This window comes from Kutzneria sp. NPDC052558 (assembly GCF_044547355.1).
Lineage (GTDB): Bacteria > Actinomycetota > Actinomycetes > Mycobacteriales > Pseudonocardiaceae > Kutzneria.
This window is the reverse complement of the sequence record NZ_JBIUAG010000007.1, coordinates 58094-72586: the sequence shown is the minus strand read 5'-3', so window position 1 is coordinate 72586 and position 14493 is coordinate 58094. Positions and strand designations below refer to the sequence as shown.

General features: G+C 70.3%; 13 protein-coding genes. 4 read left to right on the top strand and 9 right to left on the bottom strand.

The window, feature by feature from the left end; all coding sequences use genetic code 11:
- Window positions 1-10: 10 nt before the first annotated feature.
- Complete coding sequence (locus tag ACIG5F_RS14615; RefSeq protein WP_396518173.1) at window positions 11-1306, bottom strand: Ig-like domain-containing protein; 1296 nt, start codon at window positions 1304-1306, stop codon at window positions 11-13.
- A 98-nt stretch (window positions 1307-1404) separates the two neighbouring features.
- Window positions 1405-2850, bottom strand: a complete 1446-nt coding sequence (locus tag ACIG5F_RS14610) for a glycoside hydrolase family 30 beta sandwich domain-containing protein (protein ID WP_396518172.1) — start codon at window positions 2848-2850, stop codon at window positions 1405-1407.
- 203 nt (window positions 2851-3053) lie between these two features.
- Here ACIG5F_RS14610 and ACIG5F_RS14605 point away from each other — a divergent pair, with 203 nt between their 5' ends.
- Together ACIG5F_RS14605 and ACIG5F_RS14600 are read left to right on the top strand one after the other, a co-directional pair.
- The gene (locus tag ACIG5F_RS14605; RefSeq protein ID WP_396518171.1) at window positions 3054-4079 is read left to right on the top strand and encodes a LacI family DNA-binding transcriptional regulator; all 1026 of its coding nucleotides are present in this window, start codon (window positions 3054-3056) and stop codon (window positions 4077-4079) included.
- A gap of 29 nt (window positions 4080-4108) precedes the next feature.
- Window positions 4109-5689, top strand: coding sequence for an acyl-CoA synthetase (locus ACIG5F_RS14600; RefSeq protein ID WP_396518170.1), 1581 nt, complete (start codon window positions 4109-4111; stop codon window positions 5687-5689).
- Between the two features lies 1 nt (window position 5690).
- Here the strand turns inward: ACIG5F_RS14600 and ACIG5F_RS14595 are convergent, their stop codons facing one another.
- Entirely contained in the window at window positions 5691-6419 is a 729-nt protein-coding gene (locus tag ACIG5F_RS14595; protein ID WP_396518169.1) for a ThuA domain-containing protein, read from the bottom strand.
- A 101-nt stretch (window positions 6420-6520) separates the two neighbouring features.
- On the opposite strand from ACIG5F_RS14595, the gene ACIG5F_RS14590 reads away from it, so the two are divergent.
- Together ACIG5F_RS14590 and ACIG5F_RS14585 are read left to right on the top strand one after the other, a co-directional pair.
- On the top strand, window positions 6521-8212 hold the full coding sequence (locus ACIG5F_RS14590; protein ID WP_396518168.1) for a glycoside hydrolase family 9 protein: 1692 nt from the start codon (window positions 6521-6523) through the stop codon (window positions 8210-8212).
- Window positions 8161-8391 (top strand): hypothetical protein, encoded by a 231-nt coding sequence (locus tag ACIG5F_RS14585; RefSeq protein WP_396518475.1) that lies wholly within the window; start codon window positions 8161-8163, stop codon window positions 8389-8391. The genes ACIG5F_RS14590 and ACIG5F_RS14585 overlap by 52 nt, the downstream gene beginning before the upstream one ends.
- Here the strand turns inward: ACIG5F_RS14585 and ACIG5F_RS14580 are convergent.
- Genes ACIG5F_RS14580 through ACIG5F_RS14555 form a run of 6 tightly spaced genes read right to left on the bottom strand, consistent with a single transcriptional unit; the run spans window position 8377 to window position 14452 of the window.
- Window positions 8377-9273, bottom strand: coding sequence for a BadF/BadG/BcrA/BcrD ATPase family protein (locus ACIG5F_RS14580; RefSeq protein ID WP_396518167.1), 897 nt, complete (start codon window positions 9271-9273; stop codon window positions 8377-8379). The genes ACIG5F_RS14585 and ACIG5F_RS14580 overlap by 15 nt on opposite strands.
- Window positions 9270-10280 carry an SIS domain-containing protein gene (locus tag ACIG5F_RS14575; protein WP_396518166.1) on the bottom strand — a complete coding sequence of 337 codons (1011 nt, stop codon included), beginning with the start codon at window positions 10278-10280 and terminating at the stop codon, window positions 9270-9272. The genes ACIG5F_RS14580 and ACIG5F_RS14575 overlap by 4 nt, the downstream gene beginning before the upstream one ends.
- Window positions 10277-11041, bottom strand: a complete 765-nt coding sequence (locus ACIG5F_RS14570) for a GntR family transcriptional regulator (RefSeq protein ID WP_396518165.1) — start codon at window positions 11039-11041, stop codon at window positions 10277-10279. Before ACIG5F_RS14570 ends, ACIG5F_RS14575 begins: the two co-directional genes overlap by 4 nt.
- A 59-nt stretch (window positions 11042-11100) precedes the next feature.
- Complete coding sequence (locus ACIG5F_RS14565) at window positions 11101-12090, bottom strand: NAD-dependent epimerase/dehydratase family protein (protein WP_396518164.1); 990 nt, start codon at window positions 12088-12090, stop codon at window positions 11101-11103.
- Window positions 12087-12851 carry a sugar phosphate isomerase/epimerase family protein gene (locus ACIG5F_RS14560; RefSeq protein WP_396518163.1) on the bottom strand — a complete coding sequence of 255 codons (765 nt, stop codon included), beginning with the start codon at window positions 12849-12851 and terminating at the stop codon, window positions 12087-12089. The genes ACIG5F_RS14565 and ACIG5F_RS14560 overlap by 4 nt, the downstream gene beginning before the upstream one ends.
- Entirely contained in the window at window positions 12848-14452 is a 1605-nt protein-coding gene (locus ACIG5F_RS14555; RefSeq protein WP_396518162.1) for an ABC transporter substrate-binding protein, read from the bottom strand. The genes ACIG5F_RS14560 and ACIG5F_RS14555 overlap by 4 nt, the downstream gene beginning before the upstream one ends.
- Window positions 14453-14493 lie beyond the last annotated feature (41 nt).

Genomic DNA, 14493 nt, shown 5'->3' with positions numbered 1-14493 from the left:
TGCCCTCTGACTACGACGCGGCCGCGTTGTTCTCGGCGGGGAGGCCGGTCGGCGCGGTGGCGTTGGAGGCGGCGACCGAGGTCGGGTTGACGAAGGAGCTGCCGGTCGGCCCGGCCTGCACGGCCATGTGGGTGCCGCTCTTGCCGAGCATGGTCGGCCAGGAGTCGAACCAGTCGGTCCAGCCGTCGCCGGCGGTGCCGGCCAGCGGGCTGCCGGTGATGGTCACCGGGTCGCCCATCAGCTCCTCCTGGTAGTAGGTCTGGGCCGCCTCCGGCGCCATGTTGACGCAGCCGTGGCTGACGTCCTCGGAGCCCTGCTGCCCGACCGACCAGTAGGCGTCGTGCAGGTAGTCGCCGCTCCAGGTGAACCGCACCGACCACGGCACCTTCAGGTCGTAGTAGCCGGGAGCGCCGGGGGCGATGTCCGAGGGCTTCATCTCGACCGGGTTGCCCTTGTCGATGGTCAGGTAGGTGCCGTTGGGCGTGTCGTGGCCGGGCTTGCCGGTGCTGATCGCCCAGTCGTACTGCAGGGCCCCGTTCTTGTAGACCTGCATACGGTGCGTCTGCGTGCCGGCGACGACGATGAGGGAGTCGCCGATGCTGAACGTCTGCGTGAGCTCGGCGGCCCCGTAGACGCCGGGGGAGACCTGCACGCCGTTGAGGTGCCCGTCGAAGGAGACCTTGGTGTTGGCCGGCCAGTACTCCCGCGGCCGGAAGTCCAGGTGGGTGTCGTCGGCCCAGGACCACGCGCCGACCACCGGGTTGGAGCTGGTGACCTGCAGCGCCTGCTCGACGGCGGCCTTGTTCTTCACCGGCTTGTCGAAGGTCAGCATGATCGGCATGCCGACGCCGTAGGTCTCGTTCTCGCCCTCGTAGATGTGCGTGTGCACGACGCTGTTCGGGGTGAGCGTGGTGAAGCTGCTGGAGCTGGTGGTGGTCTTGCCGGCGGCGTTGGTGGCGGTGGCCGACACGGTGTACTTCTGCGACACGTTCAGCGTGCCGATGCTCGTCCACGTCTTGCCGTCGGCGCTGAGGTGGCCGTTGACGTGCTCGCCGCCGGAGATCTCCACGTCGGTGACCTTGCCGCCGTCGGCCTTGACGGTGATCGGCGTGTCCGGGGTGACGGCCTGGCCGTTGGCCGCCGGCGTGATGTCCAGTTTGGCCGGGGCGGGCGGCGGCGAGGTGCTGGTGGTCGGCGAGCCGACGTTGGATCCGCCGGAGCAGCCGGCGACCAGTAATCCGCTCACGGCCACCACGATCGCCGGCCACTTCTTCATCACGCCACGCCCTCCCGAGAACACCGCCACCGTTCGATCATGCCGCGCCGGGGCGCGGATCGCACGGTCCTTCTGTGCTTCGGACGCTGACCGGGCCGGACGGGTTGCTCGTCCGGCCCGGTCGGTGGTCATCGCCAGGTGAAGGTGGCGACGGCCTTGGCCGGCAGCGTGTAGCCGAACGACCGGCCGTGCACGGAAACGGTGAAGCCACGGGCGTTCGCGGCGTCGGCGTTGAGCACGATCAGCGCGGTGGATCCATCCGGGTTGCGGAAGGCCACGTCCTCGATGTTGCCCGGCCCGAACGTGTTCGAGTCGATCCGCACCGCCCCCGGCTTGACGAACTTGCTGGCCTGGCCCAGCACGTAGTACTCGGCGTTGTAGGAGACCGAACCCGTGGTGTTGTCCACGGTCACCGCGCCGGTGCAGGTGGTGCAGTGCATGGTCGGGCCGCCGTTCGGGTCGAGCGCGACGTTCCACGTCACCACCGACTTGGCCCAGTTCCGGGTGCCGCCGATGATCAGGTGCTCGGTCTGCCAGTCCAGCGAGTCGGCGAACGTGTTCGCGTGGTCGGCCGACTGCGAGCCCGAGCATTCCGTGAAGTAGGCGTCCTTGTTCGGGAACGCGTCGTGCACGGTGGACTGGGCGTCGGGATTGCCGCCGTAGCAGTGCCAGGCCACGCCGGCGGTGTACTTCGCGGCCTTCGCGTCGCCCAGCACCGCCGACGGATAGGTCGTGTCGTCCCAGTTGTGGTCGTACGCGAGGATTCTCGTGCGCAGCCCCGCCGCCCGCAGCGCCGGGCCGAGGTAGTCGCCGATGAACCGCGCCTGGTCCGCGGCCGTCATCGTCGCGCCCGGGTAGTCGGCGGGGGAGTACTCCGGCTCGTTCTGCGGCGACAGCAGCGACACCGGCACACCGGCCTTTCCGTACGCCTGCACGAACTTCACCAGGTAGTCGGCGTAGGCCCGAAAGGTCTGGTCGTCGGTCTTCACCGAGCCGCCGATCATCGAGCCGGTGGTCTTCATCCAGTCCGGCGCGCTCCACGGCGTCGCCATCACCGTGGTCTTCGGGTTGAGCCGCAACGCCTCTCGCAGGATCGGCAGGATGTAGTCCCGGTCGTGCGCCACCGAGAACCGCGTCAGCTCCGGATCCGCCGCCCCGCTGTCATAGCTGAACAGCGACCGCGAGAAGTCCGACGCCCCGATCGGCTGCCGCAGGAAGCTCAGCCCGATCCCCTTGCGCGGGTCGAACAGCTTGGCCATCACCGCGTCCCGCTGCGGCGAGTTCGCCACCAGCCACGCCGACGAGTCCGTGAACGACGCCCCGAACCCCGTTATGGACTGGTATCTCTTGCTGTCGTCGATGCTGATCGTCGGCGCGCTCGTGGTGCCGCGCCCGAAAACCGTTCCCGGCAACGGCGTCAGCAGCTTGCTCTGATCCGCCGTGGTCGCCCACACCGACACGCCCGTTCCCCAGGCGCCCTCGATGCTCGCCGCGCCGTCGGCACTCCCTGCGCCTGCCGTGCCCACCACCAGCATCGCGGCCACCACGGCCGCCATCCTGCTCCGGGACGCCATCGGCCCTCCTAGGATTGTTGAAACAAAATGGAACAAATCTGGAACAATCGCCGGCGGCGACAGCAAAGCAGCCCCTCCTCGGCACTGTCAACGGCCCGCGAATCCAGTCCCGCTCGAAACGTCGGTGGCCAGGGCGGCGGAGACGGGCGCGGGAGAGCGCTCTCCCAGTTACACTGGCCGAATGAAACAATGGGCTGTAACAAATGCCTAGGCAGGCCGGGGGGCGGGCCACGGTGCGGGACATCGCGGCCGACGCGGGCGTGTCGATCGCGACGGTGTCGCGGGTGCTCAACGACAGTGACGACGTGGCGCCGGGCACCCGGGACCTGGTGCTGGCGGCGATCGAGCGGCTGGGCGGGCTGGCCCCGGTGCCCAGGGCCCGGCGCAGCCGGATCGCCGAGGGCGCGGTGTACGTGCACTGCCCGTACGTGCTGGCCGACTACTTCGGACTGATCGTCTCCTCCATCGCGGAAACCCTCGACCTGCACGGCCGCCGGCTCATGTTGAACGCGGGGGAGGCGGTGCAGGGCAAGTCGGTGCTGCCCGGCCTGCCCCTGATGAGCGGTGTGGCCGGCGCGATCATGCTGCTGCCGCCGGAGCCGAGCGAGCAGCTCGTGACCCTGCGCAGCGCCGGATTCCCCTTCGTGGTGGTGGATCCCCGCACCGCGCTGCCCCGCGACATCGCCGCCGTCTCGGCGGCCCACTTCACCGGGGCCCGCCGCCTCACCCAACACCTCGTCGAACTGGGCCACCGCCGCATCGGGGTCATCGGCGGCCCCCGCAACTGGCTCGCCGCCGACGGCCGCCGCGCCGGCCACGCGGCCGCGCTGTCGGAGGTCGGCGTGCTGGCTTCGCCCGAACTCGTCCGCAGCGCCGAACCGACCGCCGACAACGGATTCCGGCTGGCGAACGAACTGCTGGCCCTGCCCGATCGGCCCACCGCCCTGCTCGGCTTCAACGACAAGATGGCGGTCGGCGCGATGGCCGCCGTGGCCCGGCTGGGCCTGCGTGTGCCCGAGGACATCTCCATCGCCGGCTTCGACGACATCGACCTGTCCCGCGCCACCAGCCCGCTGCTGACTACGGTTCGCCAGCCGCTGGAGGAGATGGGACGCATGGCCGTCACGCTGCTGGTGCGCCTGCTGGAACGCCACCAGCTGGAGGCCCTGCACGTGGAGCTGGCGACGGAGCTGATCGTCCGCGACTCCACCGGTCCGGTGTCGGCCTAGAGTCCCGTTTTCGCCCTAGGCTCCTGGGCATGTTCACGGACGCCACCGCCGCCGCGATCGCCCGGGCCCGCCAGCACGGTGTCGGGGATCTGTTGCACCGCACGGCCCGTCGCCACCCGGACAAGCTCGCCGTGATCGCGGGCGACCTGCGGATCACCTACGCCGAGTTCGACGCGGCGGTGAACCGCTGCGGGAGAGCGCTCTCCGGGCGTGGCCTGGGCAAGGGCGATCGGCTGGCCCTGTTGTCGCACAACTGCTGGCAGTTCGCGGTCCTGGTGTTCGCCACCGCCCGGCTCGGAGTCGTGCTGGTGCCGGTGAACTTCATGCTGGGCGCGGACGAGATCGCCTACATCCTCACCCACTCCGGCGCGACCGGAATGGTCTCGGAGAGCGCTCTCCGAGCGACGGCCGACCAGGCGTTGGCCAAGGCCGGCATCGAGGGCGGGATTCGGGGCGCGATCGGGCCGGCGCAGGAAGGCTGGGAGGACGTCGACGCCTGGTGGCGCGAGGGCGACGACAGTCCGATCGACACGGTGGTGGCCGACGACGACCCGCTGCGCCTGATGTACACGTCCGGCACCGAGTCCCGGCCCAAGGGCGTGCTGCTGTCGAGCCGTTCGCTGATCGCGCAGTACGTCTCGTGCATCGTCGACGGCGGCATGACCGCGGACGACGTGGAGCTGCACTCGCTGCCGATGTACCACTGCGCGCAGCTGGACTGCTTCTTCTCGGTGGACGTCTACCTCGGAGCCACCTCGATCATCCTGCCCGGCCCGGACCCGGCGGCCATCCTGGCCACGATCCAGCGCGAGCAGGTCACCAAGCTGTTCTGCCCACCGACGGTGTGGATCTCGCTGCTGCGCCACCCGGATTTCGACCGGACCGACCTGTCCAGCCTGCGCAAGGGCTACTACGGCGCGTCCCCGATGCCGATCGAGGTGCTGCGCGAGCTCCAGCGCCGGCTGCCGGACGTGCGACTGTGGAACTTCTACGGGCAGACGGAAATGGCTCCCGTGGCCACCATCCTCGGACCGGACGAGCAGCTCACCCGCCTCGGCAGCGCCGGCCGCGCCTGCCTCAACGTGGAAACGACCCTGGTCGACGGCTTCGGCGAGCCGGTCCCGCCCGGCCAGGTCGGCGAGATCGTCCACCGCAGCCCCCATGCCGCGCTCGGCTACCACCGCGACGAGGAGAAGACCGCCGAGGCCTTCGCCGGCGGCTGGTTCCACTCCGGCGACCTCGGCGTCATGACCTCCGACGGCTATCTGTCCGTTGTGGACCGTAAGAAGGACATGATCAAGACCGGCGGCGAGAACGTCGCCAGCCGCGAGGTCGAGGAGGCCGTCTACGAACTCGACGGCGTAGCGGAGGTCGCCGTCTTCGGCATCAGCCACCCGCACTGGATCGAGGCCGTCACCGCCGTCGTCGTGCCCCGTGCCGGCTCCGCCCTCACCGCCGAGGACGTGCACACCCACGTCAAGGCCCGCCTCGCCGGCTACAAACGCCCCAAGTTCGTCGTGCTCGCCGACGCCCTGCCCAAGAACCCCAGCGGCAAGATCCTCAAGCGCGACCTGCGGGCCGCCTACGCCCACCTGGCCACCGAGGACTGAGCTACTGGCCGATGAAGCGGCCGTTGCCGAGGGGCCAGCGGGTGGACCAGGACAGGATGTCCTCGTCGGGCACGCCGGCGGTCCACAGGACGGCCTGTCGGATCAGTTGGCGGAACCACGGGTTGCCCCAGGCGCGCGGGTCGTGGCCGAGGGCGGTGTAGCAGACGCGGCCCTGGCCGTGGGGGCGGGCGTAGGCGATGGGCTGGGGGCCGTCGGGGGTGTCGCGGGAGGCGAGCACGTCGATGTCGGGGGCGCAGTCGATGAGGTAGTACTCGTCGTCGATGGCGAAGTCGCCGAGGTGTCGGGTGACGGGGTGGTCGGCGGTGACGTGGACGTCGAAGCGGCCCTCGGAGCCGGCGTTGCCGTGGGAGAGGTAGCGCGAGCCGACCAGGTCGATACCGGGGCGGTCGGCCTCGACGCCGCCGGGGCCGAAGCCGAACAGGTTGCTGGCGTGGATGGCGACCAGGCCCTTGCCGGCCGCGACGAGATCGGAGAGCGCTCTCTGCTCGGCGGGGTCGAACCGGGGGCCGGACAGGTAGAGCACGTAGACGTCGGCCTCGGCGGTGGCGGGCATGGGATCGGCGAAGCGGTGCACGCCGACACCCCGCGCGGCCGGGAGCCCGGCCTCGGTGACGATCTCCTGTAGCGCCAGGGCGGCGCCGATCAGGTCGTGGTGCAGATCGGTCCCGTCGACCAGCACCAGCGTGGACGGAACGGCGCGCAGCTTCACAGTGAGCGACCCTACTGGCACTACCCACCGTCGACAATACAAAGGCCAGTCCAGAGCCATACCAGTTGAACCAGAGGGAACCGTGGGCTACCGTCGGTGTGGTGCCGACCACGATCCTGACCAGTCACCTCGGCTACGACTCCGCCGGCAGCAAGAAGGCCGTGCTGCTGCACACCGAACCCACCGAGATTCGCACGGCAGCGGTGGTGGGCGCGGACGGCACGCGGCTGGAGCTGACGCCGGGTCCCGCGGTGACGGTGGACCGCTGGTCGGTCGGCGCCTTCCGCCGTCTCGACTTCAGCAGTGTCCGCGAGCCGGGCAGGTACCAGGTGGAGATCGAGACGGCGGAAGGCGTGCAGCGCGGCGAGCCGTTCACCATCGCCGACAAGGCCATCCCGGCCACGGCGATGTCCGACTGTGTCAACTACTTCCGCGCGGTGCGCTCCACCGGCGAGATCGACCGCAAGGACCGGGCGGCCCGGTTCTACGGCGACGACTCGGGCCGCACGGTCGACGCCCGCGGCGGCTGGCTGGACGCCTCCGGCGACTTCAGCAAGTTCCTCAGCCACCTCACCTACACCCGGATGATGAGCCCGCAGCAGATCCCGTTGTGCGCCTGGGCTTTCTTCGCCGCCCGGGACAACCTGCGGGCCAACGACGAGACGCTGGCCGGCGCGCTCGGGGCCAAGCTGCGGGACGAGGGCCTGCACGGCGCGGACTTCCTGGTCCGCTTCCAGTCGCCCGAGGGCTACTTCTACACCGGCATCTTCGACGCGCTGACCAAGAACCTCGACGAGCGCGTGATCAACGCGCCGCTCCAGGACAGCGTGCGCACCCAGCGCTGGCAGGCGGCCTACCGGCACGGCGGCGGCCTCGCGATCGCCGCGCTGGCCCGGGCCTCCATGGCCGAGGTCAGCGGCGACTTCACGCAGGCCGAGTACCTGCGCGCGGCCCGCCGCGGCTTCGACCACCTGGAGGAGCACAACACCGAGTACAGCTTCGACGGCACCGAGAGCGTCATCGACGACTACTGCGCGCTGCTGGCCGCCACCGAGCTCGTCGGCGCCGGCGAAAGCGTTGTCGTGCATGCGGAATCCCGGGCCCGGTCGCTGATCGGCCGCTACACCGACGGCCCCGGCTTCGGCTATCTCGTCGGCGACGTCGAGGGCCGGCCGTTCTTCCACGCCGCCGAACCGGGCCTGCCGGTCGTGGCGCTGCTCCGGTTCGCCGAGGTCTGCCCCGGTTCGCCGGTCGCCGCGCAGGCTCGCGCCACCGCCCTCACGCTGGCCCGCGATGCCGTGCGCCTCAACGAGGAAGTGGACAACCCGTTCGGCCTCGCCCGCCAGTACGTGCAGCCGAAGGGGGAGGAACCGCGCACCAGCTTCTTCTTCCCGCACGGCAACGAAACCGGCTACTGGTGGCAGGGCGAGAACGCCGGCATCTGCTCGGCCGCCTACGCCGCCCTGGTCACCGCCGCCCAGCCCGAGTGCGACGACCGACTGAGGCAACGCCTGCACGTGCTGGCCGACGACCAGGTGCACTGGGTGCTCGGCCTCAATCCGTTCGACAGCTCGATGTTGCAGGGCCGTGGCCGCAACACGCCCGAGTACCACGCCATTTTCAAGAACGTGCCCGGCGGCATCCTCAACGGCATCACCGCCGGCTTCTCCGACGAGCACGACATCGACTTCATGCCGGCCGGCCCGGTCGCGGCCGGCAATGCCTGGCGCTGGGCGGAGCAGTGGATCCCCCACTCGGCCTGGTTCCTGCTGGCCGCCTCGATGCTGCGCTGATCAACGCTGGTCTGATCAACGCTGGTCTGATCGACGCCGTGCTGACCGATGTCGCAGTGGCCGATACCGCAGTGATTGGCGCTGTGGTGACTGATGCTGTGGTGATTGACGCAGGGCTGGTCGGTGCTGTGGTGAGCGGTGGCGCGTTGACCGGCGGTGGGCGATCAGCGCTGGGGTGACAGCCGCCGCAGCGCCAGCACGACGCCGCCGGCCACCGGCGGCACCTCCAGCAGCCGCAAGGTGAGCGAGGGGTAGAAGTCGGCCAGCTTGGCCCGCAGTCCCTCGGCCAGACGAGGCTGCTGGACGATGACGCTGCCGGCGGCGACCACCGTGTCGCCGACCGCGCCGCGGGTTTTCAGTTGGCACACCAGGAGTTTCAGGCCGCGGGCGGCCTCGTCGACCACACGCTGGGCCAAACCCGAACCGGAGTCGGCCGCCTCGAACACGGCCACCGCCGCCGGCCCCCAGTTCTCGGGCGTGGGAAAGTCGTTGACCGCACGGGCCAAGCTCGGCGCGTCGGGCACCGCGTAGTGGCGCAGCAGCGCCCGCAGCAGGCCGTCATCCGGCCGCCGGTCGTCGTACGCCGCGAGCGCGGCCTTCGTCGCCTCACGGGCAATCGCCGGCGCGCTCGCCTCGTCCCCGAGCACCCAGCCCCAGCCGCCCGCGAACAACACCGTGCCGTCCGCGTCCGCCCCGACCGCGATCGACCCCGTGCCGGCGATCACGCCGATGCCGTCGGCCAATCCCGCCGCCGGCACCAACAGCGCGGCGTCGTTGACCACGGTGGCGTGCACCCCCAGGGCCGCCACCGCCTCGGCCAGCTCATGGCAGTGCTCCTGGGTATCGCATCCTTGCGCCCCAATGCCGGCGGCCACGATCTCGTCCTTCGCCGACACCGCCAGCGAGATCAGCGACCGCAGCCACCGCGCCGCCGCCGGCGCCGGCGACGCCGACCACCCGTCGGCCGGCCACTGGTGGTCGCTGACCACCTCGCCGTCCAGCGTCGCCACCCGAACCGCGACCTTGGTGCCCCCGACGTCGACCCCGACCACGACTCTCATAGCCCCGGCACCTTGATGTCGTTGTTGTGGAAGACGAACTCCTCGATCGCCACCCCGCGCACCGCGGCCACGGCCTCGACCAGGATCTGCACGGCGACGATCTGCGCGATGGCCGCCTGGGACGGCGGCAGCTCGGGCAGGCGAACGAGGTGGACGAGGGGACCGGCGTCGAAGTCCTCGGCCGTGACCAGGATGGCGGGATGGCCGGCGCCGGCGAGGGTTTCGGCGATGCCGAACTCACGGTCCCCGCCGAACAGGACGTGCACGCCGCCCCCCGCTGACTCCATGGCCCCGTGCAGGTATTGCCGAGTGCTCATGCCGGTGGACGGAATCCGCGCCACCTCACGGAACAGCAGGGCCCCGGCCTCGGCGGAGCCGACGAACGGCCCGGCGCCGACGAAGTCGGCGGAGGTGGCGGCGGCGAAAAGCGGGGCCAGGGAACGGATCCGTGGCCCGAGCTCCCGGTCGACGGCGGCGACCACCTCGCCGATCCGCGACCAGCCCTCGTCGATGCGGCCGCCGTGCCAGGCGTCGGCGATCAGGCCGAGCGCGGCGACGGTGGCGGTGAAGCCGATGGTGGAGGCGTAGCTGTCGGCGATGTTGCCCAGGTCGACCAGGCCCGACGCGAGGTCGGCGATCGGCGAGGGCACCACGTTGACCACGGCATACCGCTTCGAGACCGGAATGGTCTCCAGCACGGCCAGCGTCTCCGCGCTGCGGCCGCTCTGCGACACGCCGAACACCGGATGGCTGCTCGGCGGGAACGGCAGCGGGTGGTCGCCCGCTCCCAGCCGCCACGAGTGGATGCCGCGCTCGCGCAGCGTCCACACCGGCGCGCAGGCCGCGGCCAGACTCGCGCCGATACCGACAAAAACCGGCCCAGGACCGGAAAGACGACCCCCAACGGCCAGCTCGGTCACCGAGCCGGCCAGACGGTCGACCGCCGCCGCGAGGTCCGCCGCCTGGGTGGCGCGGGCCCGCGTGTAGGCGATGTAGCCGTCGATCATGTTTGCTCCCCAGCGTTTCTGGTGAAGGACGTGCGCAGCCGGTAGCGGTCGCCCGCGTACCGGATGGTGGACGACAGCAGCGGGCGGCCGGCCCGGTCGCGAACCACTTGGCGCATCTGGAGAATGGGCGTGGCCTCCGGGACGCCCAGGTGCTCGGCGACGGCGGCGGTGGCCGGCCGGGCCTCGATCGTGGTGTCGGCCTGCGCCAGTTGGAAACCGCGGTCGGTGACGATCTCGTAGAGCGAGGCGGTGGTGAAGTCGACGAGTTCGAAGCCGTCGGCGACGTCGGCCGGCAGCAGGGACTCGTCGACGGCGATCGGCACGCCGTCCAGCCGGCGCACCCGTTCGAGGTGGAACAACGGCGTGCCCGGGGCGATCTGGAACATCTCGGCCTCGTCGAAGGTGGCCGGCGCGGCGGCCCCGCGCAGCACCTCGGACGTCGGCGCGAGGCCCATCCGCCGGGCCGTCTCGGAGAACGACTCCAGCGTGTTGGGCCAGTCGCCGCGCGGCGCCGAGGGCGCGGTGACGTACCAGCCCCGGCCGTGGGCCGAGCGCAGCACGCCTTCCTCGACCAGCGCGGACAGGGCCTTGCGCAAGGTGACCCGGGAGATCGACAGCTGCTGGCACAGGTCCCGCTCCGGCGGCAGCCGCGCGCCGGGACGCAGCTCGCCGTCGGCGATGCGGGTGCGCAGCAGCGTCGCCGCCTGCGTCCAGAGCGGCTCCGGGTAGGCGGCGGGCAGCACCGGCTGCTCGGCGGTCACGCTGGCCCCTGCATCGGCTCGTACCTCCTGTCGGCGGATGACCAGAATACCAAGTGGTATTACTTTGGTCTGGTATCGGTCTGCTCGATGAGTCGATCGAACGCCGCGTCCAGGTCCTCGTCGACCGTCCGCAGCCGGGGCTCCTTGTCGTGGTGGGCGACCAGCTCCCGGGCGCCCTCGGCGAACGACACCGCCGGCGCGAAGCCCGGCACCAGCGAGCGCAGCTTGCCGGTGTCGAAGAACATCGAGTGCCGGAAGTCGTGCTCCAGCACGTCCCGCCACCCGGGCAGCAACGCGCCGATGTCCTCGCTGGACCGGTGTCGCAGCACCGGCCGCCGAACCCCGGCCGCCGCCGCCAGCTCCAGGTGGATCTGGTCCCAGGTCAGGATGTCGCCGGAGACCAGGTTCACGCTCTCGCCGATCGCGTGGCCGTTGCCCAGCAGCGGCACGAAGGCCCGCGCGAAGTCCCGGGAGTGCATCAGCGTCCACAGCGAGGTCCCGTCGCCGTGCACCACGACCGGCCGGCCGGCGCGCATCCGCTCGATCGCCGTCCAGCCGGCCAGCACCGGCACCACGGTCCGGTCGTAGACATGCGCCGGCCGCACGATGGTCAATGGGAGAGCGCTCTCCCGATATGATTCCTCCAGGAACGCCTCGCAGGCGATCTTGCCCCGGGGATAGCCGAATACCGGCTGCCGACGCGGCGTCGACTCGGTGACCGGCAGCTGCGGCACCGGCCGGGCGAACACCGAGCAGGTGCTGATGAACACGTACTGCCCGATGCGCCCGTCGAAGACCTCGGGATGGGCACGGAGATCGTCCGGGGTGAAGCCGACCCAGTTCACCACCGCGTCGAAGTCCTCAGCGCCCAGGACCTCGCGCAGCGCGGCGGCATCCCGGACATCGGCCCGCAGGGTGCGGACCCCGGGCGGCGGCGGCCGCCGCGGTTCGGTGCGCGTCACCACGGTGACGTCCAGGCCGGACGCCACCGCCTCGTCCGCGCAGGCGGAGCCGATCATGCCGGCCCCGCCCAGGAACAGCACTTTCATCGCGCCCCCAGCGAGAGTCCGTTGCCGACCAGGTGGTCATAGCTGCGCCGCAGCGCCTCGAAGGTGTCGATGTGCAGCCGTTCCAGCTCCACGATGTGCCAGCGCAGGCCGGAGGGCACGCAGAGCGCTCTCCGCCAGTCGATCCGCCCCTCGCCGATCGGCACCATCACGTCGTTCTCGTAACTCACCGCCGGGCCGTCCTTGACGTGGATGAACCGCACGCGGTCGCCGAGCCGGGCGATGATCTCCGCCGGATCGGCGCCGCCGAGCACGGCCCAGTAGGCGTCCAGCTCGACCAGCACCCGCTCGTCCAGCAGCTCCAGCAGCAGGTCGTAGGCCTGCACGCCGTCGAAGAACTGCGAGAACTCGGCGAAGTGGTTGTGGTAGGCGATCTTCATGCCCCGGGAGGCGGCGTGCTCGGCCGCCACGTTGACCCGCTGCACGCCGCGCCTGACCGCGTCCGGCGAGTCGAACTCCTCCCGTTCCATGCTCCACACCAGCACCTCCGCGCCGAGCTCCTGGTTCTGGTCCAAAATGGACTCCGCGTCCGGGCCGGCCGGGAACGGCGCGTGCGCGCTCGTCACAGCCAGCCCGGCCGCGTCCAGCGCGTCCCGCACGCGCGCCGGTCCGAAGTGCTCGACCAGGCCGTAGGTCTCGACGCCCCGGTAGCCGATCTCGGCCAGCCGGGCGAACGTGCCGTCGAGATCGGCGCGGGCCTGGTCGAGCACGGTGTACGCCATCACGGCGATGTCGGCGGTCACGCCGGCTTCAACCTCAGCGCCACCACCACGTTCGGCACGGCGGTGAAGTACGGGTTGTCCAGGTCCGGGAAGCCGGTCACCTTCGCGGTGCTCCAGCTGCTGTAGGAACCCCAGTAGAACATCGGGATCCACGGCAGCTGCTCCACGAACACGGTCTCGATCCTGTTCAGGATCTCCTGCCGCGCCTCGTCGGTGGTGGCCAGCGGGTACTGCTTGAACAGGTCGGCGGCCTGGTCGTCGCGGAAGCGCTCGATGTTCTGGAACGCCGGCGTGGACTGGCCGATCGGGTAGTACAGGTTGGGGTTCATGGTGTCGTTGTAGAAGGAGAACGCACGCGGTGGCGAGCTCACCGGGTAGCCCATCGTGGAGTCGAAGTCCCCCTTGGCCGTGCGGGGGTTGATGTCGTCCACCGTGGTCGTGTCGATGTTCAGCTTGATGCCGATGTCCTTGAGCTGCGACACCAACACCTGCACCCGGGCGGCGATCTCGGTGTAGGAGGCCGGGAAGCTGCAGCTGAACTCGACCCGCTTGCCATCCTTGGCGTAGTAGCCGTCGCTGCCCTTGGCGTAGCCGGCCGCCTGGAGCGTCTGCTCGGCCTTGGCCTTGTCCTCCACCAGGTCCACGTTCTTGTACTGCGGGGCGACCGAGGACTGGTAGGTGGGCAGCGGCAGGCCGGTGACGCTGGTCGCCGCCTGCTCGCCGCTGGCCGCGGCCACCTGCTTGCGGTTCACGCCGAGGCTGATTGCCTTGCGCACCGCGATGTCCGACAGCGGCCAGCGCTCCAGATTGGGGATCAGGCCGTCGGTGCCGGCCCGTGGCGCCCAGAAGTGGTAGTTCTTGTTCTTGGACGTGAAGGTCTTGTCCGCGTTGGCGATGTAGGTGCCGGCCCAGTCGGCCTGGCCCTGCACCATCGCGTTGGTGATCGTCGAGTTGTCCTTGTACGGCACGAAACGAATGGCGGCGATCTGGGCCTTGGGCTGCCAGTAGTCCTCGTTGCGCACCAGCAGCAGGCTCTGCGCGGAGAACTGGCCGACCTTGAACGCGCCGGTGCCCACCGGGTTCGGGTCCTGGTAGGTGGTCGGGTCCTTGACCGACTCCCACAGGTGCTTGGCCACGATCGGCGCGGACACGATGTTCGGGAACAGCTGCTCGGACGGGTCCTTGAAGGTGAACACGACCTGGTTCGGGGCCGGCGAGCTGACCTCGTTGGCCGGCACGCCTTGCAGGTTCAGCGCCGGGAACTTGGCCAGCAGCTGGTAGCTGAACACCACGTCATCGGCCGAGAACGGCTTGCCGTCGGTCCACTTGGCCTTGTCCTGCAATGTGACCGTCAGCGTCTTGTTGTCGTCCGACCACGTCCAGGACTTGGCCAGCCACGGGATGTCCTTGCCGATGTCGACGGTGTTGACCTGCACCAGCGGCTCGTAGATGAAGCTGCCGTTGTAGGTCACGCCCAGCGCGGTGTTCTCCAGGAACGGGTTGAACACCTGGGTGAGGTTGTCGGACTGGCCGGCGACGGTGATGGTCAGGCCGTTGGCTGAGGAGGAGCCGCCGCCCGAGGAGCAGGAGGCCAGCGCGAGACCGCCCGCCGTGGCGAGCATTCCCGCCAGCAGGCTCCTTCTGGTGATCTGAAATGGTGTCG